We start from the raw sequence: 19,702 nt of genomic DNA, 5'->3' as shown, positions 1-19,702 counted from the left end.
TATAAAATAGGTATTATAATACCCCATAATTTCAGACGCTGATCTGCTCCGGCGGGTTGTCCAGCAGGGCGCGCAGGCGCAGCATCGCCTCCTCGAAGCGTTTCAGCGGCACGTGGGCGTTGACGGCGATGCGGACCGCGTGCGGGGCGCGGCCGTCGCGCAGGGCGAATTCATCGGCAGACCGGATCTGCACACCGTTCGCCTCTGCCGCGCGGGTGAAGGCCGCCGCCCGCCAGCCCGAGGGCAGCCGCAGCCACAGGAACGGCACATCCGGGTTCCAGGTCAGGTCAAAGCCGCCCAGTGCATTGACCGCCACCCGCACATAGCGGGCCATCTCGGCGCGGACCTTGCCGACCAGCCCGGGGAGCCGGGGATCGGTCAGCAGGATACGGATCAGATCGGCCAGCGGCTGCGCCAGCCCGAAATAGCCGTGTTCCGCCACCCGCCGCAGATCCGCCGCCCGCCCCTCTGGCGCCAGCGCAAAGCCGACGCGCAGGGCGGGCGTCAGGATCTTGGAGATCGAGGAGACGTGCCAGGCCAGCTCCGGCGCGAGCGCCCGGTAGCTGGGCGCCCGGGACTCGCCCAGGCGGTAGCAGTCGTCCTCGACGATCTGCACCCCGTGGCGGCGGGCAATCCGGACAATTTCCTTTCGCCGCTCCAAAGGCGTGTAAAGCCCGGTGGGATTGTGCACCTCCGGGCTGGTGCACAGGACGGTGGCGCCGGTCTTGCGGATGGCCAGCTCCATCGAATCCGGGCGGATGCCGTGGTCGTCCATCGCCACCTCGACCACCTGCGCCCTCAGCAGCTCCGACGCGCGGCGGAAGCCCGCATAGGTCAGATCCTCGACCATGATGACCGGCTGCGGCCCCTCCAGGATGGCTTGCAGCACCACCATCAGCCCGTTCTGGCCGCCGTGCGTCAGTACAATGTCATTTTCGGTGACAGTGCCGACCGGCGATTGCCCCACCCAGGCGGCTGCGGCCTGGCGCACCGGCAGATAGGCGTCGCGGGTCGGGTAATTCAGAAACTTCTGCGCGTCGCCTTCGGCCACTTTTTGCAGCGCTTCGCGCACCGCGGCGACCTGCCCCATGTCGGCAATGCGCGGGCTGAACAGGCTGACGTGGCCGGGATCGCGCGCCTCGGCCAAATGCAGCTGCCGCGACCATACGTCATCCGGCACCGGTTTCTTCTTTTCGGCTACAAAGGTGCCGCGCCCGACCTCGGCTTCCAGCACCCCCTCATCGGTGAGAATGCTGTAGGCGCGGGCCACGGTGCCGGGCGTAATGCTCAACTGGTACGCGAGATCGCGGACCGGAGGGAGCTTTGTACCGGTTTTCAATCCGCCGGTTTCGATGGCGGACCGGATTGTGTCGGCCACCATCTTATACTTCGGCCCTTTGGCCTCTGCCAGGCTCTGCGGCCAAATTGTACCCATTACAATCCATCCTTGGACATTACACCCGCCTCTTTGTATCAGGAATTTACAGCAAATCAACAGGATTGTATCAACACAATACGAAGGAAGCCTCCCATGGCACAGCACACGCAAATGGCACAATCGAACATGTCCTTTCTGAACAGCCGCCCGGCCCTGCCGGTGCTGGCGCAGTGGGCCGTCCTCTTTGCCGTGCTGGTGACCAAGTGGAGCCTGCGCCACCGAACCCGGTGCCAGCTGAAACACCTGAGCGACGCGCAACTGCAGGACATCGGCCTGTCCCGCGCCGACGCTCATTATGAAGCCACTCTTCCGTTCTGGCGCCCATGATCCCCTGGGCAAAAGAACAACCTGACGGCCGGGGTTCGCCCCGGCCTTTTTTTATGCCCTCCGCGCCCCGGCCGGACCCGCCCGCCCATGCGTTACCAGCTATGCGGAAATTAAAGGTTGATCGAATCCTTCATGGGTCCTACATGCCCCTTCACTTTCGGCACCGATCCCAACCCCGGACTCTTATCCGGGGGGGCGCTAAGGGCCGTCTGGATTGTCATCTACTGGAACGAAGGGGAGCGCCATGAAAGACGCCAACCTCTTCCAACTGGGGATCGGTCTGGAGACAGGCGCCCATGAGGAAGATACCGCCCGCGGTGTAACTGCCGCGAATCTTGATGCTGTTGTTGATTCCGACCGCGAAGACCATTTCATCCGCAAGGATGGCAAGGTGTTTGCCGGCACCCATCTGATCATCGAAGTGATGAAGGGCACCGGCCTGGACTGCGAAGAGCGCATACAGAACGCCTTCCGCAAATGCGTCGAGGTCTGCGGCGCCACCCTGCTGCACATCCACACCCACAAGTTCTCGCCGCAGGGCGTGTCCGGCGTGGCCGTGCTGGCGGAAAGCCACATCTCCGTCCACACCTGGCCGGAAATCGGCTATGGCGCGTTTGACGTGTTCATGTGCGGCGATGCAGAGCCCTGGAAAGCCGTCGGCGTGCTGAAGGAAGCGTTCAGCACCGACATGGTGGAAGTGCGCGAACTGCTGCGCGGGGAGGAGCTGATCGCCAAAGAGGTGGCAGCATGAGCGATGCCGTCAAGAAGGAGTGGGTCACAGAGAGCCTGCACGCGCATTACGCCCAGCGTTTGCGCGTGGATGAGATGCTCTATGACAGCAACACCGAGCACCAGCGCCTGAAAGTGTTCCAGAACGGCCAGTTCGGCCGCATTCTGACGCTGGACGACGTGGTGCAGACCACCGAAGGCGACAACTTCATCTACCACGAGATGCTGACCCATGTGCCAATCCTGGCGCATGGCAACGCAAAGCGCGTGCTGATCATCGGCGGCGGCGACGGCGGCATGGCCCGCGAGGCGCTGCGCCACACCTCGGTCGAGCATGTCACCATGGTGGAGATCGACGGCGGCGTGGTGGATTTCTCGAAAGAGTATCTGCCGATGCTGAGCGACGGCGCCTTTGATGATCCGCGCCTCAATCTGGTGATCAACGACGGTGCGCTCTTCATGAAAGAGAACACCGAGAAGTTCGACGTGATCATCGTCGATTCGACTGACCCGATCGGCCCCGGTGAAGTTCTGTTCACCGATACCTTCTATGGCCATGCGGCGCGGTCGCTGACCGAGGACGGAATCATCGTCACCCAGAACGGCGTGCCGTTCATGCAGGGCGATGAGCTGACCGGCACCCTGCGCGCATTCCAGGCGCTGTTTGCCGATGCGTCCTGCTATCTGGCCACCGTGCCGACCTATGCGGGCGGGCCGATGGCGTTCGGCTGGGGCAGCCACTCGGACAAAGCCCGCAACGTGAGCCTTGAGGATCTGGAGGCACGCTTTGCCGCTGCCGGGATCGAGACCGGGTATTACAACCCGGAAGTTCACAAAGCCGCATTTGCCTTGCCGAACTATGTGAAAAAGCTGTTCCCGTAAGCGGGAGGCATGAGAGGGCTTCGGCCCCCTTTTTCGTATCCGGGGCTAATTCGGAAACCTTGTTGTAATCTATTACGTCTTGTTTGGTTGCAGCCTGAACCGGGTCTGTTTTTTCCAATTCGCCTGCCGCGCCAGCGGCAAACACGCGTCCGCCCGCCCCACGGCGGGCGAACGCTGATTTGATTGATCCAGCCCCTGGACGGTCCCGGCCCTAACGTTGCGCACCAATCCCCCTTGGCCTGACTGCTCGTCTTTGCTAGGCGCGGCGGGACATTCATCAGACGTGGCAGGCCAAATGCAGCGCGACCCCATCCTTGTTGTTGACCGCGAAACCGGCGAGACCTTTGAGGAGGTGGTGCTGGGCGAGAAATGGATCCGCTGGGCCTATCAGAATGCCAGCGCCAGGCCGGTGGAAAAGCTGCTGTTCCGCTCCGCGCTCATCAGCCGCTTGATGGGCGCCTGGTTCGACTCGCGGTTTTCCAGGGGCAAGATCGCCAAGGTGGTCGACGATCTGTCGATTGACATGTCTGAGGCCACGGCCCCTGCTGACAGCTACGCTTGTTTCAACGATTTCTTTGTGCGCCACCTGAAACCCGAAGCCCGCCCCTTCAGCGATGACCCGAAGGATATTGTATCACCCGCCGACGGCCGGGTGCTGGTGTTCCCTGAACTGGCAGAGGATGTGTTTGTCCCGGTCAAGGGCTATCCGATGTCAGTCCGTACCATGCTGCCGGGCATTGCGGACCGCTTCATCGGCGGCGCGCTGGCCATCGTGCGGCTGTGCCCGGCGGATTATCACCGCTATCACTTCCCCGCCGCAGGCCGGATCGCAGCGGCAGAGGACATTCCCGGCGCGCTGCATTCGGTGAACCCGATTGCGCTGGGGGCCGGGCCGGATGTGTTCGGCGAGAACAAGCGCAGCTGGACGCTGGTTGAGACCGAAAACTTCGGCAGCTACTGCTTTGTCGAGGTCGGCGCCTTTGGCGTCGGCGCCATCGTCAACACCCGCACGGCCGGCGAAGTGCAGAAGATGGACGAAAAGGGTTATTTCAAGTTCGGCGGCTCCACCGTGGTGGTGGTGTTCGAGCCGGGCAGAATCCGGTTTGCCGATGACCTCGCGGCCAACAGCGCCAAGGGCCGGGAAACGCTGGTCAAGGTCGGCCAGCCGCTGGCCACCGGGCTTTAGCGCTTGGGCGGGATCGAATAGGTCATGGAGGCGCGGGCGACCGGCTCCGCCATCCCTTCGGAATACATCAGCACATCCGCCACCGCCAGAACCCGGCCCAGCTTGAGCAACCGCGCCTCGGCGATCACATCGGCGCCTGCCACAGGCTTGCGCATGAAATCGAGCGCGCAATTGGTGGTGACCGCCAGCGCCTCGCGCCCCAGCCGCGACAGGATCAGCGCATAGATCGCGCAATCGGCCAGCGCGAACATCGACGGGCCCGACACGGTGCCGCCGGGCCGCAGGTGCCGCTCCGCGGTCAGAAGGCGCATCCGCAGACCCGTCTCATCCATCGCATCAATGGCAAAATCGTCCTTCACCTGCGGAAAGATCTCATGCAGGTAGTCCGTCAGACCTGCGACATCAAATGCCAGTGCCATGCTTTTCCTTTCCCTTCGCGCTGACTAGAGTTGGCGCAACCCTTGGGAGGAGAGCAAGATGGCAATTCTGGAACGTTGCGACACGGGCGGCATTGCCCGGCTGACCATGAACACACCGGAAAAGCTGAACGCGCTGTCGGACGAGATGCTGGCGGCGCTGCAGGAACAGTTTGAGGCCCTGCGCGAGGACAGCAGCATCAAGGTAGTGATCCTGTCCGGCACCGGCAAAGGCTTTTGCGCGGGCCATGACATCAAGCAGATGACTGCGGGCCGTGCCGCAGAAGATGGAGGCAAGGCCTACTTCCAAGATCTGTTCGCCCGCTGCACCCGCGTGATGATGGGGCTGCAGTCCCTGCCCCAGCCGGTGATCGCTCAGGTCCACGGCATCGCCACGGCGGCGGGCTGCCAGCTGGTCGCCTCCTGCGATCTGGCGGTGGCGGCTGAGGGCACCAGGTTCGGCGTCAACGGGGTGAACATCGGGCTGTTCTGCTCCACCCCGATGGTGGCCTTGTCCCGCAACATCCCGCGCAAGCAGGCGTTTGAGCTGCTGACCACGGGCGAATTCATCGACGCGGCCCGCGCGGTGGAACTGGGGCTGGCCAACCGCGCTGTGCCGCTGGATCAGCTGGAATCGGAAACCACCAAGCTGGCCGAAACAATCGCCGCGAAACTGGGCGCGGCGGTCAAGATCGGCAAGCAGGCGTTTTATGAGCAACTGCAGATGCCGCTGGATCAGGCCTATGCCTATACCAGCGGGGTGATCGTCGAGAACCTGATGTACCGCGACACCATCGAAGGCATGGCCGCCTTTATCGAAAAACGCGCGCCTGACTGGCAGGAATAAGGTTTTCCGAAAATTTTCGGAGAACTTTAGGCTTTGTTTACCAATCGAAACCTATTGTTTCCTTAAGACGCCAGCCAACTGCCTTTCAATTCAGGCGGAAAGATGGCAAAGATTGGGCAAGGTCGGCGCACAGTCCCGGGCCTGCACAATTTGGGCTGCTGCTGCGGAAGGGTCCCTCCAGCCGGTTCTCTCTCACCGGTCGATCATTCCCGCAGCGGCGGCCCCAAATTCCCCCTTCATCCGTTCAGCCTGAGCATCCGGCATTCGCCACGCGCAGAATGCGGCATCTCCGCGGCCCGCATTGAGCCGCCAAGCCGGTTGCACAGCCCCGCCCCCTGCCCTATGTGGCGGGCATGACAGATCATTCGGCACAGACATTGCACATCGTGGGCGGCGGCATGGCCGGCTCGGAAGCGGCCTGGCAGGCGGCAAACATGGGCGTTCAGGTGGTGATCCACGAAATGCGCCCAAAGGTGGAAACCTTTGCCCACCAGACCGGCAACCTGGGCGAGATGGTGTGCTCCAACTCCTTCCGCTCGGATGATGACGAGCAGAACGCCGTCGGCCTGCTGCACTGGGAAATGCGTCAGGCGAACGGCCTGATCATGACCACCGCCGATCAGCACCGCCTGCCGGCTGGCGGCGCCCTGGCCGTTGACCGGGAGCCCTTTGCCGAAACCGTGACCGCCAGGCTGAAGGCGCATCCGAATGTGTCGGTCTCCTACGAGGAGATCACCGAGCTGCCTGCAGACGGCCACTGGATCTTCGCCACCGGCCCGCTGACCTCGCCGGAACTGGGCAAAGCGATCCAGGCCGAGACCGGCGCCGAGTCGCTGGCCTTTTTCGATGCCATCGCGCCGATCGTCTATGCCGAAAGCATCGACATGTCCCAGGCCTGGATGCAGTCCCGCTATGACAAGGGCGAGACCGAGGAAGAGCGCACCGCCTACCTCAACTGCCCGATGGACAAGGACCAGTACGAGGCCTTCATCGACGCGTTATTGTCAGCTGACAAAACTGAGTTCCACGAGGGCGAAACCGCGGGCTATTTCGACGGCTGCCTCCCGATCGAGGTGATGGCCGAACGCGGCCGCGAAACGCTGCGCCACGGGCCGATGAAGCCGGTGGGGCTGACCAACCCGCATAAGCCTGAAGAAAAGGCCCATGCCGTGGTGCAGCTGCGCCGCGACAATGCTTTGGGTACGCTGTTCAACATCGTCGGCTTCCAGACCAAGATGAAATACGGCGCCCAGACTGAGGTGTTCCGGATGATCCCGGGCCTGGAGAATGCCAGCTTTGCCAGGCTTGGCGGCATCCACCGCAATACCTTCATCAATTCGCCCACCCTGCTGGATGCGCAGATGCGGCTGAAGCGGAAGCCCAACATCCGCTTTGCCGGTCAGATCACCGGCGTCGAGGGCTATGTGGAAAGCGCCGCCATGGGCCTGCTGGCAGGGCGGCTGGCAGCAGCAGAGATCCTCGGCCGGGAACTGCCCGAGGTGCCGCAGGACAGCGCCATGGGCGCGCTGATCCACCACATCACCGGCGGTGCCGAGGCCAAGACCTTCCAGCCGATGAACGTGAACTTCGGCCTGTTCCGCCCGGTCGACGGCCTGAAGGGCGGCCGCCGCGGCCGCAAGGACCGCTACAAGGCCTATACCGACCGCGCCAAAGCGGTCTGGCAGGAGTGGCTTGGCAACTTTTCCTAGACGCGATACGGAAGCAGCGCCTAAACTTACGCCATGAGCGATAAGTTTCTGGACAAGGCCTACGACCTTGAAACACCGGAAGCGACCCTGGAGCACTACAACCAGTGGGCCGCTTCCTATGACGCCGAGATTGCCGGTAACGGGTATGCGACACCGGGGCGGATTGCCCAAGCACTGGCGAAATTCCAACCGGAGATGGGCGAGCCAGTTCTGGATTTCGGCTGCGGCACTGGCCTCTCGGGCCTGGCCCTTCGGCTGCGGGGTTTTGAAACCGTGGACGGCATGGAGCCTTCGGCGGAAATGCTTGCCCAGGCCCGCAGCAAAGGTGTTTACCGCAAACTGACACAGATCGATGTTGCCGACAGCACACCGATCCCGGAAGGCGCCTACCGCCTTATCACCGGCTGCGGTGTGCTGGGCACCGGCGCGGCCCCGCCTGCGGTGTTCGATATGATCATGCACGCCTTGCCGCGCGGCGGCCTGTTTGTCTTCTCATACAATGATCACGCATTGGAGGACCGCGCCTATACCGGCAAGCTCAATGACTGGCTGGACTGTTCCGCGGCACGGCTGCTATTCAGGGAATACGGCGACCATCTGCCCGGAATCGACCTGAAATCAACCGTCTATGTAATTGAGAAAGCGTGACATTCACCACCCGCTTTGCGCCCTCGCCAACCGGACCGCTGCACCTGGGCCACGCCTATTCCGCACTGCTGGCGCATGATATGGCCGTGGCTGCGGGCGGCCGTTTCCTGCTGCGCATCGAAGATATCGACCAGTCCCGTGCCCGGCCCGAATGGGAGGCGCAGATCTATGACGACCTTCACTGGCTGGGCCTTAGCTGGCCGCAGCCGGTGATGCGCCAATCACAGCGGCTGCCCCGCTACCGCGCGGTACTGGACCGGCTGACCGCCCTGGGGCTCACCTACCCCTGCCGCTGCAACCGCGCCGATATCGAGGCCGCGGCGGGGGCGCCGCAGGAAGGCGTGCCGCAATTCGGCCCCGACGGGCGCATCTACCCCGGCACCTGCCGCAGCCGCCCGCCCGCTGAAGCGACAGAGCGCGACGTGATCCGGCTGAACATGGAAAAGGCCGTGCAGGCCGCAGAGCTGCGCAGCTTCACCGAAACCGGGCCGGAGTTTGAAGGCTCGCACCAGCTGGACCCTGAGCAGCTGATTTCAGGTGTTGGCGACATCATCCTGGTGCGCCGCAACATGGGCAGCTCCTACCACCTGTCGGTGGTGGCGGATGACGCGGACCAGGGCATCACCCATGCCGTGCGCGGCGCTGACCTGTTCGAGGCCACCCAAATCCACGTGCTGCTGCAAAGTCTGCTGGGCCTGCCCACACCGGTTTATCATCATCACCGCCTGATCCGCGATGCACAGGGCAAGCGGCTCGCCAAACGCGACGACGCCCGCGCCATCGCCAGGTACCGCGCCGAGGGTGCCACCCCGCAGGACATCCGCGGCATGGTGGGTCTGCCCGCTTCTTCTGGCTGAAAATATCCCCGCCGGAGGCACGGCCCGCCAGGGCCGCCCCCCTTAGGTGCTGCTCACTCCATCGGCTTCATCAGCTCGACCTCGCCGCCTTCCCGCACCGCGGTATAGAAACAAGTCCGGCGGTTGGTATGGCAGGCGGCGCCAGTCTGGCGCACCAGCGCCAGCAGGCAGTCCCGGTCGCAATCGACCCGCAGATCGACCAGTTCCTGCACGTGGCCGGAGGTCTCCCCCTTGATCCAGAACGCCTGGCGCGAGCGCGACCAGTAGGTGACCCGGCGGGTTTCCAGCGTGCGCGCCACCGCCTCCGCGTTCATCCAGGCCATCATCAGCACCTCGCCCGAGGCCTCGTCCTGCGCGATGCAGGGGATCAGGCCCGCGTCATCATATACCAGGCTGGCGGGATCAAAGGGCGCGGCAATAGACATGGAGAAAAACCTTTTGCATCTGCTGTTCGGCTCCCTATGTATGGGGAACCACCAAGCAGGGAAAGCCCGGGAAAGCGATGTCTGGCGAATCCGATCTGATCAAGCTGTATTCTTCGCGCATTCTGGCGCTGGCCGCGGATATTCCGCATCTCGACCGGCTGGAGGCCCCTGACGCCACGGTCAAGAAACGCTCCCCGCTGTGCGGCTCCACCGTCACCGTTGATATCAAAGTTGAGCACGGGCGGATCACGGATTTCGGCCAGGACGTAAAGGCTTGCGCGCTGGGGCAAGCCTCAGCAGCGGTGGTCGGCGCCAATGTGGTCGGCCGCTCGCTGGCTGAGGTTGAAACGGCGCGCGACCAGTTGAAGACCATGCTGACCCAGGACGGCCCGGTGCCGGATGCGCCCTTTGACGGGCTGGAAGTTCTGCAGCCCGCGCGCGAGTTCAAGAACCGCCACGCCTCCATCATGTTGGCGCTTGAGGCCACCCTGGAGGCGATGCAGACCGCCGCCAAGGAGCAGTGCGCCTGACGCCTGCCTTTTGCGCCACTGACTGCAATTGACTGTAAAACCCGCGACCTCCCCTGCAGTACTGCAAGGGTGAATTTGCTGCTGAATCCGCCTGTCCAACAAAAACCGCCGCGCATCCGGGCAGGATGGCGGCGGCAGTTATGCTCTGCTGTGCGGGACCCGGGCAGACCAGGCAGGATCTTGAGGCAATCCATTCAGGGATCGGGACAGGCGGTTGACCCCCTAAAACAGTCCGGGACAGGAAAGGGCCGGCCCGGCACAGCAGATGCAATCAGGAAATCGGAATAAGGGTCACAGCAGGCCGGGCAAATGAAGTGCGGCCACCAGCATCACCATCAGCGAGGCCGCGCCGATGGCGTCCTGCAGCAGGGTGGAATGGGCATTCTGAATGGTGGTCTTGATCTGTGTCATCATGGCTCGGGCCTCCTCCAGTTTGGTTCGCTGCTCTCTGGCAATCTTGTTGCCCCTTTGTTCTCATTTTCAGGAACACCTGTAAAGAACTTTTTGAGAACATTTGCGAACAAACAAGAACGCAGCAGAAAGCCCGCCACGGAATCTCGGCTTAACCCACTGAAATCAAACGTATTGCCTGATCCTGCTTCATCAGCCACAGAAGAACACGCGCCGCCTTGCCGCGGACGCTTTCCAGCTTGGGATCGGCTGCCAGCAGCGACCGGGCGTCGCTTTGCGCCACCGCCATCAGCCCGGCCTGACGCTCCAGGTCGGCAATCCGGAATCGCGGCACGCCCGATTGCGCGGTGCCAATCATGTCGCCCGCCCCGCGCATCTGCAGATCGGTCTCCGAAATCCGGAAGCCGTCCTCTGTCTCGCGCAGGACCTCCAGCCGCTTGCGGCCGCCTTCGGTCAGCGGCGGCTGATACATCAGCAGGCAGGTCGATTCAGCGCTGCCGCGCCCGACCCGGCCGCGCAGCTGGTGCAACTGCGCCAGGCCGAAGATTTCCGCCCGCTCAATCACCATGATCGAGGCATTGGGCACGTTCACCCCCACCTCGATCACCGTGGTCGCGACCAGAACCTTGGTCTTGCCCTCCTGGAACGCCGCCATCGCGGCATCTTTCTCGGCGGGCGGCATCTGACCGTGCACCAGGCCAGCAATCCCCTCGCCCAGCACCGCGCGCAGATGCTTGAATCGCTCCTCCGCCGCGGTCAGATCGCTCAGCTCGGACTCGTCCACCAACGGGCAGACCCAGTAGCACTGCCGCCCCTCCGCAATCGCCTTGCGCAGGTGATCGACAACCTCCTGCATGCGTTCGGTGCTGATGACAGCCGTCTTGACCGGCTTGCGCCCGGGCGGTTTCTCATCCAGCACCGAGACATCCATGTCGCCGTATTGCGCCAGCGCCAGCGAGCGTGGGATCGGCGTTGCGGTCATCACCAGCACATCGGCGCCCTTGCCCTTTTCCGCAAGCTCCATCCGCTGGCGCACGCCGAAGCGGTGCTGTTCATCGACAATCGCCAGCCGCAGGTCGCGGAATTCGACATCCTGCTGGAACACCGCATGGGTGCCGACCAGAACCTGAATGTCGCCGCGCTTAAGCGCCGCCAGCTTGGCCTTGCGCTCAGCCCCTTTGTCGCGGCCCGTCAGGATTTCGATCACCACGCCCGCATCCTCGGCCAGCGGCGCAAGACCTTCCATGTGCTGTTGCGCCAGAATGCCGGTCGGGGCCATCATCACCCCCTGCCCGCCCGCTTCAACCGCGACCAGCAAAGCCATGAAAGCAACCAGGGTTTTCCCGGCGCCAACATCGCCTTGCAACAGCCGGTTCATGCGCTTGGGCGATGCCATGTCGGCGGAGATTCCCTCGATCGCTCGCGCCTGCGCATTGGTGGGTTTGTAAGGCAGCGCCTTCAGCACACGCGACTGCAGCCGACCGGTGGCGTGGCTTTCGATGCCCCGCGCCTTGCGCTCCGTCTGGCGGGCCAGGGCCAGGGTCAGCTGATGCGAAAACAGCTCATCATAGGCCAACCGCGCCCGCGCCGGCGACAACGGGCTCAGGTCATCCGGGCCTTGTGGCGCATGGGCAGACTGCAGCGCCTCATGCCAGGCGGGCCAGCCTTCCTTCAGCATCTGCGCCGGGTCGATCCATTCCGCCAGCTCCGGCATCCGCGACAGCGCGCTTTGCGCCGCCTTATACATGGTTTTCTGCGTGACCCCATGGGTCAGGCTGTAGACCGGTTCATACTCCGGAATCTCATGCGCCTCCTCCACCGGCAGCATGTGATCGGGATGCACCATCTGCGCGATGCCGTCGAACAGCTCCAGCTTGCCCGAGACCACCCGGCGCGCGCCTTCCGGCAGCTGTGCCTCCAGATAGCGGCTGCGGCCGTGGAAAAAGACCAGCTGGAACTCGGTCTCCGCGTCCTGCACATGAATGCGGTAAGCACCGCCCTTGCTCCGCGCGGGCCGGTGACGGCCCACAGTGACCTCAACCGTCACCACCGCGGGCAAATCCACCCCGCGGATGGTGTCGCGCCGCCGACGGTCGATCACTGAATAAGGCAGTGAAAACAATAGGTCGCGCGGCGTTTCTATATCCATCTGGAGCAGATTCTGCGCGGTTTTCGGGCCGACACCCTGCAGGGTCTCGGCGCCGGCAAACAGCGGAAACAGGATCTCCGGACGCCCGCTCATGCCTCTGCGATCAGCTCCAGCCAGCCGTCTTCATCCAGGGTCTGGATGCCCAGCTCTGCCGCCTTCTTGGCCTTGGAGCCCGCCCCGGGGCCAGCCACCAGGATATCGGTCTTCTTGGAAACTGAGCCCGAGACCTTGGCCCCCAGCGCCTCGGCCCGGGCCTTGGCTTCGGCGCGGGTCATTTTCTCCAATGTGCCGGTGAATACGACAGTCTTGCCCGCCACCGGGCTGTCCGCAGCCGGCGCATCGGGCGGCACGATGGTCAGTTTCGCCACCAGCCGGTCGATGGCCGCGCGTTCCTCCGGGTTGGCAAAGGCATCCGACAGCGACAGGCCCAGCACCGCGCCGATCCCGTCGACGCCGATCAGGTCCGCCCAGGCGGCTGCGGCTTCGGCCGGCACGCCGCAATCAGCAACGGCGGCAGAACGGGTCTCAGATATCCGGGCGCGGCGGCCCTCCTCCTTGGCGGCCTGGCGTTCGGTCTCCTCGGCCTCATCGGCGGCCCGGTGCGCCAGCGCCGCCGGACGGGCCGCGTCAATCGCAGCCGCCATTCCCTGCCAGTCCCGGTAGTGCAGCGCCAGATCGCGGCCCGCGACCTCACCCGCGTGGCGGATGCCAAGGGCAAAGATCAGCTTGGCCAGCGGGATCGTGCGCTTTTCCTCAATCGCCGCGAACAGGTTGTCAGCGGATTTCTCCCCCCAGCCCTCGCGGTTCTTCAGCTGCTGCAGGCCAGAGCCATAATTTTCTTGCAGATCAAAGATATCCGCAGGCTCCTTGATCCAGCCATCGCTGTGGAACTGCTCCACCTGCTTGGCGCCCAGTCCTTCGATATCAAAGGCCGCGCGGGAGACGAAATGCTTGAGCTTTTCGACCGCCTGCGCAGGGCAGATCAGACCGCCGGAACACCGGCGCACGGCATCGCCTTCTTCCCGTTCCGCCGGGCTGCCGCATTCCGGGCAGGTGTGCGGAAACGCATAGGGTTCTGCATCTTCCGGGCGCTTGGACAGGTCCACATCGGCCACTTTCGGGATCACATCGCCGGCGCGGTAGATCTGCACCCAGTCGCCGATGCGGATGTCCTTGCCGCCGCGGATCTCCTCGCCCTTGGAGTCGCGCCCCTGAATGTAATCCTCGTTGTGCAAAGTGGCGTTTGACACCACCACCCCGCCAACGGTCACCGGGGTAAGCCGCGCCACCGGGCTGAGCGCGCCTGTGCGGCCGACCTGGATGTCGATGGCTTCCAGCCGGGTCCAGGCGAGTTCGGCCGGGAACTTATGCGCAATGGCCCAGCGGGGGGTGGTGGAGCGGAACCCCAGCCGTCCCTGCAGCGCCAGATCGTTGACCTTGTAGACAACGCCGTCGATGTCATAGCCGAGCGTCGCGCGCTGTTCCTCGATGCTGCGGTAATGATCAATCATCTCCGCAACACTGGTGCACAGCCGGGTCAGCGGATTGGTCTGGAACCCAAGCGACTGCAGCCGTTCGATCGCCTCCAACTGCGTTTCTGCCAAAGGTGCGCTCAGCTCTCCCCAGCTGTAGGCGAAGAACCGCAAAGGCCGGGCGCGGGTGATCTCTGCGTCCAGCTGCCGCAAGGACCCGGCGGCGGCGTTGCGCGGATTGGCAAAAATCTTGCCTCCGCGTTCCGCATGGCGGGCGTTCAGTGCTTCGAAATCGGCGTGGCTCATATAGACTTCGCCGCGCACCTCCAGAACCTCCGGCGCGCCGTTCAGCTGCTGCGGAATATCGGTGATGGTTCGCGCGTTGGCGGTCACGTTTTCGCCCACACTGCCGTCGCCGCGTGTGGCGGCCTGGACCAGTCGGCCCTGCTCATAGCGCAGAGACAGCGACAGGCCGTCAATCTTGGGCTCCGCCGTGTAGCCTAGCGCGGCCCCGCCGCCGAGGCCCAGATATTTGCGGATACTGCGGTCAAAGTCGGAGACATCCTCATCCTCGAAGGCATTGCCCAGCGACAGCATCCGCACCGTATGGGTGATCTTACCGAACCCCGACGCCGCCGGCGCGCCGACCGCCTCCAGCTGAGTTGCTTCTTCCGCCAGTTCCGGGAAGGCGTCCGCCAGCATGCGGTAGCGCCGTTTCAGCGAATCATATTCGGCATCGCTGATCTCGGGCGCGTCAGCCTGGTGATAGGCCAGATCCGCCGCCTGCAGCTGCTCCTCCAGCGCCAGAAACTCTGCCCGGGCGTCCTCTGCCGTCAGGCCGGTCACGTCTTTTTCCGAATTCTCTGCCACGCGCGGTCCCTCTTCGTTCTCACCCATGGTGATAGGACGCCGCGCGCGCCGCGTCCAGCGACTCTGTCAGAGCGGTCTGCTGCGCCGGCAGACATGAAAAAAGCCCGCCAAACGGCAGGCCTTTACAACCGGCGGCACAAATTCAAGTGCCGTCCGGACTTTCATTCTTTCAAGCGCCGACCGCCATCCGCTGGCCGCCGGACATATGATCCTCCTGCGGATCACGCAGCACATAGCCGCGGCCCCAGACCGTTTCGATATAGTTTTCGCCGCCTGTTGCGTTGCTGAGTTTCTTGCGCAACTTGCAGATGAAAACGTCGATGATCTTCAGTTCCGGCTCATCCATGCCGCCATAAAGATGGTTGAGGAACATTTCCTTGGTCAGCGTGGTGCCTTTACGCAAGGACAAAAGCTCCAGCATCTGGTATTCCTTGCCGGTCAGATGCACCGCCTTGCCGTCAGCCTCAACTGTCTTGGCATCCAGGTTGACCGAGATCTTGCCGGTCTTGATGATCGACTGCGAATGGCCCTTGGACCGGCGGATGATCGCATGGATCCGCGCCACCAGTTCCTCGCGGTGGAACGGTTTGGTCAGATAGTCGTCCGCCCCAAAGCCGAAGCCCTTGATTTTGTTGTCGGTATCATCGGCACCGGACAAAATCAGGATGGGGGTTTCGATACGGGACATGCGCAGCTGGCGCAGAACCTCATGGCCGTTCATATCCGGCAGCCCCAGATCCAGCAGGATCAGGTCGTAATCATAGAGTTTGGCCAGATCGATCCCCTCCTCACCCAAATCCGTCGAATAGACGTTCAGGTTGGCGTGGGTCAGCATCAGCTCGATGCTTTTTGCCGTGGTCGGATCATCCTCAACCAAAAGAATGCGCATATTTTATTCTCCGCCTGTACACTGTTTCCCTCAGGTCTCGTTAACCTTGGTGGAAAAAAGTTAATGGCCCGTTACCATGATGGTTAATTTACGAATTCAACTCAAGGGCGGCCCAAACTATTTTGCGTCCGGGTTGCGGAATTTCTTCAACCGTGTGGTTTTCAGCGCTTCTTCACCGTGGTCGGCCACCGCCGCAACCCAGCTCCGGAATTCCTCCTCACTGAGCCCGTAGCGGCGCATCGCCTCGGTCTGCGGCAGCAGCCCGTAAAGCACGCCGCGCACAACCGCAGCCTTGCGCGAGGCGACCCAGCGCTTGGTCGTTTCCGGCGGCAAATCCGCCCGGGTCATGATGGTTCCGTCCGGCAGGGTGACTGCCCGCGGGCCGTCGACTTTCTTCAAAAACATCCGTCTTCCCTTTGAAGATCTTTTTCGTTGCGGTCCGGCAAAAGAATTTCCGATCAGGCTTAACGGGGCGTGAACCAAGGCCCTTGAGAGTCGTTAGGATTTTCCTATATTCTGCGGCGCCTGCCCCCTTGCCTTCAGGAGCTGCCCCATGGCGCTGGACCACAACACCACCTTGAACTCGCTTGGCTTTGCCAAACCGCCCTCGGAAACCCGGGTGGTGGTGGCCATGTCCGGCGGCGTCGACAGCTCTGTCGTTGCAGCATACCTGGCCGATCAGGGCTATGATGTGGTCGGCGTGACCCTGCAGCTGTACGATCACGGCGCGGCGCTGGCCAAGAAAGGCGCCTGCTGCGCCGGCATCGATATCCACGATGCGCGCCGCGTCGCCGAGGAGCGCGGCTTCCCGCATTATGTTCTGGATTATGAGAACATTTTTAAAGATGCGGTGATTGACGAGTTCGCCGACAGCTATCTGGCGGGCGCCACCCCGGTACCCTGCATCCGCTGCAATGAGCGGGTGAAGTTCAAGGACCTGCTGGAAACTGCCAAGGACCTGGAGGCCGACTGCATGGCCACCGGCCATTACATCCAGCGCAAAATAGGCACCCGCGGGCCGGAGCTGCACAGCGCCGAGGATGCCAACCGCGACCAGAGCTATTTCCTGTTCTCCACCACGCCGGAGCAGCTGGATTTTCTGCGCTTCCCGCTGGGGCACCTGCCCTCCAAGGACGCAACGCGTGAGATGGCGGCTCAGTACGGGCTGGCGGTGGCGGACAAGCCGGACAGCCAGGACATCTGTTTCGTGCCGGACGGGAACTACGCCAGCGTGATCGAGAAACTGCGCCCCGGCGCCGTGGATCCGGGCGAGATCGTGCACGCCGATGGCCGGGTGCTGGGCAGCCATGAAGGGGTGATTCACTACACCATCGGCCAGCGCCGCGGCCTTGGCATCGGCGGTCTCTCGGAGCCGCTTTATGTGGTGAAACTGGATGTGGACAAGAAACAGGTGGTGGTCGGCCCCAAGGAGCTGCTGGCCACCCGCACCATTCCGGTGCGCGAGATCAACTGGCTGGGCGATGAGCCTTTCACCAGCCGGGACGAATGGCATTTGAAGGTCAAGGTCCGCTCCACCCGCCCGCCCCGGGAGGCGATCATCCGGCCGCTGACGGATACAACCGCCGAAGTGGAGCTGCTGACCCCGGAGGAAGGCGTCTCCCCCGGCCAGGCTTGCGTGTTCTACGCCAGCGAAGGCTCCCGCATCTTCGGCGGCGGCTGGATCTGGCGCGGCTACTGATAGCCTGACCGCCGGGTCAAGGACGGCGCAGCCGCCGCGCGACAGCGCGGCTTGTCCGTGACGCGGTATTCCAGATTAAAATCGGATTGGCGCCTGAGGGCAGACCTGCCCTTAGGCGCCTCTCAGCAGAAGAAGCTCCCGCGCGCCCTCTTTTCCTGACTGTCAGAGGTCTGCATGACCGGAGCGGCAAGCGCCGCGCGGGTGCACCAGCGCCCGTGCTGCCAGAAGGCGCGCGCCGGAGGCTCTGCATCCGGCGCGCTTCGCCTTAGCTCTTAGGCAGACGGTCCAGGACCGCGCGGGCGGCCCGCAGACCGGGCGCTTCACCGCCCTGGCCCAGGCGCTGCATAGTCAGTTCCATCGCTTCCAGTTGTGCCCCCGGATCTGCCGCCAGCGCATTCAGCCGGGCGGCAATGTTTCCAGGTGTACACTCCGGCCCCAGGCATTCCGGCACCACCCGGGTCTCGCTCACCAGGTTGACCAGAGTCACCGTGTCGATCAGCGCCATGCGCTTCATGATCTGCCAGGTCAGCCACTGGAACTTGTAGGCGATCACCATCGGAGTGGCTGCGGCCGCCAGCTCCAGCGAGACGGTGCCGGAGGCGGCCAGCGCCAGATCCGCCGCAGCAAAGGCGGCGCGTTTGTGCGCCTTGGCGGTGGCAGCCTCAAACCGGTTCGGATCGACCAGCACCGTAGCCTCCGGCCAGTCTTTCAGCGCGTCCTGCACCAGCCCGGCCACCGGCGCGGCGGCGGGCACGACGATCCGGAAGTCCGGGTGCGCCGCCGTGAAGCGCTGCAGCGCGCCGCCGAAATCCGGTGCCAGCCGCGCGACTTCGGACCGCCGCGAGCCGGGCAGCGCCAGCACAAAGGGCGACTCGCCCAGACCGAACTCCGCGCGGAATGCGGCAGTTTCCGCCCCGGTGGCCTGCGGTTCGGCAACCACCGGGTGGCCGACGAAGTCGCAGTCCATGCCTGCCGCCTCCATGTAAGGCGGCTCAAACGGCAAAAGTGCCAGAACGTGGTCGATCACTTCCGCCATCTTCCCGGCCCGTTTGGGCCGCCAGGCCCAGACCGAAGGCGCCACATAATGCACCGTGCGGATGTTGCTTTTCTCTTTCACCAGCCGCGCCACGCGCAAGCTGAAGTCCGGGCTGTCGATAGTGATCAGAACATCCGGGCGGGTCTCAAGCACCGCCTCCGCGGTTTCCCGGATGCGGCGTTTCAGATGGCGGTACTTGGGCAGCACCTCGGCCAGCCCCATCACCGACAACTCATCCATCGGAAAGCGGGAGTACAGCCCCTGCTCCGCCATCAGCGGGCCGCCGATACCGTCAAAGCTGACGCCAGGTTCCAGCTGTTTCAGCCCCGCCATCAGCGCCCCGCCCAGCCGGTCGCCCGAAGGCTCCCCGGCCAGGATGAACACCCGAAGGTTCATGCTTCACGCAGCCACAGGTACAGGCCCAGCCGGTCGCAGGCCGCAATCACCGCATCCTGATCCAAAACGATCACGCCGCCCGCCTCCAGCACGATGCCGGAGAGGCCGGCCTTGGCCGCAGCCTCAACCGTTTCGACGCCGATCGTGGGCAGATCGGCGCGGCGGTCCTGCGCGGGCTTGGGCGCCTTGAACAGCAAGCCGCCCTGCCCGTCCGGACGCTGCGCCAGTGCGGCCAGCATCCAGTCGGTGCCAAAGACGTTCTCCACCGCAATCGCCTGCCGCTTGCGCACGGCGCAGGACTGGCCGATGTCGGCGGCTGACATTGCGGCCACGATCTGCGCGCCGCGCTCCGCATCCGCCTTGTCCAGCTCGCCCGGCTGCACCTTGGTCGGCACGCCAGCCGCCATCAGCAGATCCGGCGCAACCTCATGCGCGGCCCGCACGGCAAATCCTGCCTGCTCAAAAATGCCGATGATCGCCCGCAAGGCGCCGTCATCGCCCGCAGCCAGCGCGCCTTGCAGCACCGGCACCAGGGGCAGGGTCGCCGCATCGATGGCCGAAGGGTCGATATTCGGCCGCTGCACCGCGCCTGCCATGCAGATCTCGGTGACCTCCGCTGCCTCCAGCCGTTCGAGAAAAGAGCCCAGCTGCTCAAACCGGAAGGTGATTTCGGGATCCACCGAATCCGGTTCCGACCCCGCCATCGCACAGATCAGCGGACGGCCCGGAGCCCGCGCTGCCACTTCCGCCGGCAAGCCGCCGGTGCCTGCAATCAAAGCCAGCATG

20 protein-coding genes are annotated in these 19,702 nt (G+C 63.8%); 10 read left to right on the top strand and 10 right to left on the bottom strand.

The genetic code is table 11. From position 1 onward, the window contains the following. Positions 1-31: 31 nt before the first annotated feature. A complete protein-coding gene (locus tag CAER_RS0122460) occupies positions 32-1,435 on the bottom strand; it encodes an aminotransferase-like domain-containing protein (RefSeq protein WP_027237472.1) in 1,404 nt (467 codons plus the stop codon). 96 nt (positions 1,436-1,531) lie between these two features. Between CAER_RS0122460 and CAER_RS0122455 the strand changes: the two genes are divergently transcribed. The 4 genes from CAER_RS0122455 to asd all read left to right on the top strand — a co-directional run bounded on the left by CAER_RS0122455 (position 1,532) and on the right by asd (position 4,562). Then, complete coding sequence (locus tag CAER_RS0122455) at positions 1,532-1,765, top strand: DUF1127 domain-containing protein (RefSeq protein WP_027237471.1); 234 nt, start codon at positions 1,532-1,534, stop codon at positions 1,763-1,765. A gap of 244 nt (positions 1,766-2,009) precedes the next feature. Continuing rightward, positions 2,010-2,516 carry an adenosylmethionine decarboxylase gene (speD, locus tag CAER_RS0122450; protein ID WP_027237470.1) on the top strand — a complete coding sequence of 169 codons (507 nt, stop codon included), beginning with the start codon at positions 2,010-2,012 and terminating at the stop codon, positions 2,514-2,516. After that, complete coding sequence (gene speE, locus CAER_RS0122445; RefSeq protein ID WP_027237469.1) at positions 2,513-3,376, top strand: polyamine aminopropyltransferase; 864 nt, start codon at positions 2,513-2,515, stop codon at positions 3,374-3,376. The genes speD and speE overlap by 4 nt, the downstream gene beginning before the upstream one ends. A gap of 295 nt (positions 3,377-3,671) precedes the next feature. Further along, the gene (gene asd / locus CAER_RS0122440) at positions 3,672-4,562 is read left to right on the top strand and encodes an archaetidylserine decarboxylase (RefSeq protein ID WP_027237468.1); all 891 of its coding nucleotides are present in this window, start codon (positions 3,672-3,674) and stop codon (positions 4,560-4,562) included. Here the strand turns inward: asd and CAER_RS0122435 are convergent. Next, positions 4,559-4,981, bottom strand: a complete 423-nt coding sequence (locus CAER_RS0122435; protein WP_027237467.1) for a PaaI family thioesterase — start codon at positions 4,979-4,981, stop codon at positions 4,559-4,561. The genes asd and CAER_RS0122435 overlap by 4 nt on opposite strands. A 58-nt stretch (positions 4,982-5,039) precedes the next feature. Between CAER_RS0122435 and CAER_RS0122430 the strand changes: the two genes are divergently transcribed. The 4 genes from CAER_RS0122430 to gluQRS all read left to right on the top strand — a co-directional run bounded on the left by CAER_RS0122430 (position 5,040) and on the right by gluQRS (position 9,039). Then, a complete protein-coding gene (locus CAER_RS0122430) occupies positions 5,040-5,825 on the top strand; it encodes an enoyl-CoA hydratase (protein WP_027237466.1) in 786 nt (261 codons plus the stop codon). Between the two features lie 353 nt (positions 5,826-6,178). After that, positions 6,179-7,534 (top strand): methylenetetrahydrofolate--tRNA-(uracil(54)-C(5))-methyltransferase (FADH(2)-oxidizing) TrmFO, encoded by a 1,356-nt coding sequence (trmFO, locus tag CAER_RS0122425; protein ID WP_027237465.1) that lies wholly within the window; start codon positions 6,179-6,181, stop codon positions 7,532-7,534. A gap of 33 nt (positions 7,535-7,567) precedes the next feature. After that, positions 7,568-8,182 (top strand): class I SAM-dependent DNA methyltransferase, encoded by a 615-nt coding sequence (locus CAER_RS0122420; RefSeq protein ID WP_027237464.1) that lies wholly within the window; start codon positions 7,568-7,570, stop codon positions 8,180-8,182. Then, positions 8,179-9,039, top strand: coding sequence for a tRNA glutamyl-Q(34) synthetase GluQRS (gene gluQRS / locus CAER_RS0122415; RefSeq protein WP_027237463.1), 861 nt, complete (start codon positions 8,179-8,181; stop codon positions 9,037-9,039). Before CAER_RS0122420 ends, gluQRS begins: the two co-directional genes overlap by 4 nt. Before the next feature lie 53 nt (positions 9,040-9,092). Here the strand turns inward: gluQRS and hisI are convergent, their stop codons facing one another. Next, entirely contained in the window at positions 9,093-9,464 is a 372-nt protein-coding gene (gene hisI / locus CAER_RS0122410) for a phosphoribosyl-AMP cyclohydrolase (protein ID WP_027237462.1), read from the bottom strand. Between the two features lie 77 nt (positions 9,465-9,541). On the opposite strand from hisI, the gene CAER_RS0122405 reads away from it, so the two are divergent. After that, positions 9,542-9,994 (top strand): iron-sulfur cluster assembly scaffold protein, encoded by a 453-nt coding sequence (locus CAER_RS0122405; RefSeq protein WP_027237461.1) that lies wholly within the window; start codon positions 9,542-9,544, stop codon positions 9,992-9,994. A gap of 291 nt (positions 9,995-10,285) precedes the next feature. On the opposite strand, the gene CAER_RS30665 is transcribed toward CAER_RS0122405, so the two are convergent. From CAER_RS30665 to sciP, 5 genes are all read right to left on the bottom strand, one after another. Further along, positions 10,286-10,408 carry a hypothetical protein gene (locus CAER_RS30665; protein WP_008557605.1) on the bottom strand — a complete coding sequence of 41 codons (123 nt, stop codon included), beginning with the start codon at positions 10,406-10,408 and terminating at the stop codon, positions 10,286-10,288. 148 nt (positions 10,409-10,556) lie between these two features. After that, positions 10,557-12,647 (bottom strand): ATP-dependent DNA helicase RecG, encoded by a 2,091-nt coding sequence (gene recG / locus CAER_RS0122395; protein ID WP_027237460.1) that lies wholly within the window; start codon positions 12,645-12,647, stop codon positions 10,557-10,559. Then, complete coding sequence (gene ligA / locus CAER_RS0122390) at positions 12,644-14,923, bottom strand: NAD-dependent DNA ligase LigA (RefSeq protein WP_209320217.1); 2,280 nt, start codon at positions 14,921-14,923, stop codon at positions 12,644-12,646. The genes recG and ligA overlap by 4 nt, the downstream gene beginning before the upstream one ends. 142 nt (positions 14,924-15,065) lie before the next feature. Beyond that, a complete protein-coding gene (ctrA, locus tag CAER_RS0122385) occupies positions 15,066-15,785 on the bottom strand; it encodes a response regulator transcription factor CtrA (RefSeq protein ID WP_008556381.1) in 720 nt (239 codons plus the stop codon). 117 nt (positions 15,786-15,902) lie between these two features. Continuing rightward, complete coding sequence (gene sciP, locus CAER_RS0122380) at positions 15,903-16,190, bottom strand: CtrA inhibitor SciP (protein ID WP_008557698.1); 288 nt, start codon at positions 16,188-16,190, stop codon at positions 15,903-15,905. A 148-nt stretch (positions 16,191-16,338) separates the two neighbouring features. On the opposite strand from sciP, the gene mnmA reads away from it, so the two are divergent. Further along, complete coding sequence (gene mnmA, locus CAER_RS0122375) at positions 16,339-17,484, top strand: tRNA 2-thiouridine(34) synthase MnmA (RefSeq protein ID WP_027237458.1); 1,146 nt, start codon at positions 16,339-16,341, stop codon at positions 17,482-17,484. Positions 17,485-17,749: 265 nt separating this feature from the next. Here mnmA and lpxB read toward each other — a convergent pair whose 3' ends face one another. Both lpxB and CAER_RS0122365 read right to left on the bottom strand, forming a co-directional pair. Then, positions 17,750-18,916, bottom strand: coding sequence for a lipid-A-disaccharide synthase (lpxB, locus tag CAER_RS0122370; protein WP_027237457.1), 1,167 nt, complete (start codon positions 18,914-18,916; stop codon positions 17,750-17,752). Continuing rightward, positions 18,913-19,701 carry an LpxI family protein gene (locus tag CAER_RS0122365; RefSeq protein WP_027237456.1) on the bottom strand — a complete coding sequence of 263 codons (789 nt, stop codon included), beginning with the start codon at positions 19,699-19,701 and terminating at the stop codon, positions 18,913-18,915. The genes lpxB and CAER_RS0122365 overlap by 4 nt, the downstream gene beginning before the upstream one ends. Position 19,702: the final 1 nt, after the last annotated feature.

It is taken from the genome of Leisingera caerulea DSM 24564 (assembly GCF_000473325.1).
GTDB lineage: Bacteria > Pseudomonadota > Alphaproteobacteria > Rhodobacterales > Rhodobacteraceae > Leisingera > Leisingera caerulea.
The sequence above is the reverse complement of the archived record's forward strand: the minus strand, read 5'-3'. Positions and strand labels throughout refer to the sequence as shown.

What these genes read in the sequence shown, in the direction of transcription:
- CAER_RS30665 (WP_008557605.1), bottom strand. Translation starts at nt 10,408, where the DNA reads ATGATGACACAGATCAAGACCACCATTCAGAATGCCCATTCCACCCTG.
- speE (WP_027237469.1), top strand. Translation starts at nt 2,513, where the DNA reads ATGAGCGATGCCGTCAAGAAGGAGTGGGTCACAGAGAGCCTGCACGCG.
- sciP (WP_008557698.1), bottom strand. Translation starts at nt 16,190, where the DNA reads ATGTTTTTGAAGAAAGTCGACGGCCCGCGGGCAGTCACCCTGCCGGAC.
- hisI (WP_027237462.1), bottom strand. Translation starts at nt 9,464, where the DNA reads ATGTCTATTGCCGCGCCCTTTGATCCCGCCAGCCTGGTATATGATGAC.
- speD (WP_027237470.1), top strand. Translation starts at nt 2,010, where the DNA reads ATGAAAGACGCCAACCTCTTCCAACTGGGGATCGGTCTGGAGACAGGC.
- CAER_RS0122455 (WP_027237471.1), top strand. Translation starts at nt 1,532, where the DNA reads ATGGCACAGCACACGCAAATGGCACAATCGAACATGTCCTTTCTGAAC.
- CAER_RS0122435 (WP_027237467.1), bottom strand. Translation starts at nt 4,981, where the DNA reads ATGGCACTGGCATTTGATGTCGCAGGTCTGACGGACTACCTGCATGAG.
- ctrA (WP_008556381.1), bottom strand. Translation starts at nt 15,785, where the DNA reads ATGCGCATTCTTTTGGTTGAGGATGATCCGACCACGGCAAAAAGCATC.
- trmFO (WP_027237465.1), top strand. Translation starts at nt 6,179, where the DNA reads ATGACAGATCATTCGGCACAGACATTGCACATCGTGGGCGGCGGCATG.
- asd (WP_027237468.1), top strand. Translation starts at nt 3,672, where the DNA reads ATGCAGCGCGACCCCATCCTTGTTGTTGACCGCGAAACCGGCGAGACC.
- mnmA (WP_027237458.1), top strand. Translation starts at nt 16,339, where the DNA reads ATGGCGCTGGACCACAACACCACCTTGAACTCGCTTGGCTTTGCCAAA.
- CAER_RS0122405 (WP_027237461.1), top strand. Translation starts at nt 9,542, where the DNA reads ATGTCTGGCGAATCCGATCTGATCAAGCTGTATTCTTCGCGCATTCTG.
- CAER_RS0122420 (WP_027237464.1), top strand. Translation starts at nt 7,568, where the DNA reads ATGAGCGATAAGTTTCTGGACAAGGCCTACGACCTTGAAACACCGGAA.
- ligA (WP_209320217.1), bottom strand. Translation starts at nt 14,923, where the DNA reads ATGGGTGAGAACGAAGAGGGACCGCGCGTGGCAGAGAATTCGGAAAAA.
- recG (WP_027237460.1), bottom strand. Translation starts at nt 12,647, where the DNA reads ATGAGCGGGCGTCCGGAGATCCTGTTTCCGCTGTTTGCCGGCGCCGAG.
- CAER_RS0122365 (WP_027237456.1), bottom strand. Translation starts at nt 19,701, where the DNA reads ATGCTGGCTTTGATTGCAGGCACCGGCGGCTTGCCGGCGGAAGTGGCA.
- CAER_RS0122430 (WP_027237466.1), top strand. Translation starts at nt 5,040, where the DNA reads ATGGCAATTCTGGAACGTTGCGACACGGGCGGCATTGCCCGGCTGACC.
- lpxB (WP_027237457.1), bottom strand. Translation starts at nt 18,916, where the DNA reads ATGAACCTTCGGGTGTTCATCCTGGCCGGGGAGCCTTCGGGCGACCGG.
- CAER_RS0122460 (WP_027237472.1), bottom strand. Translation starts at nt 1,435, where the DNA reads ATGGGTACAATTTGGCCGCAGAGCCTGGCAGAGGCCAAAGGGCCGAAG.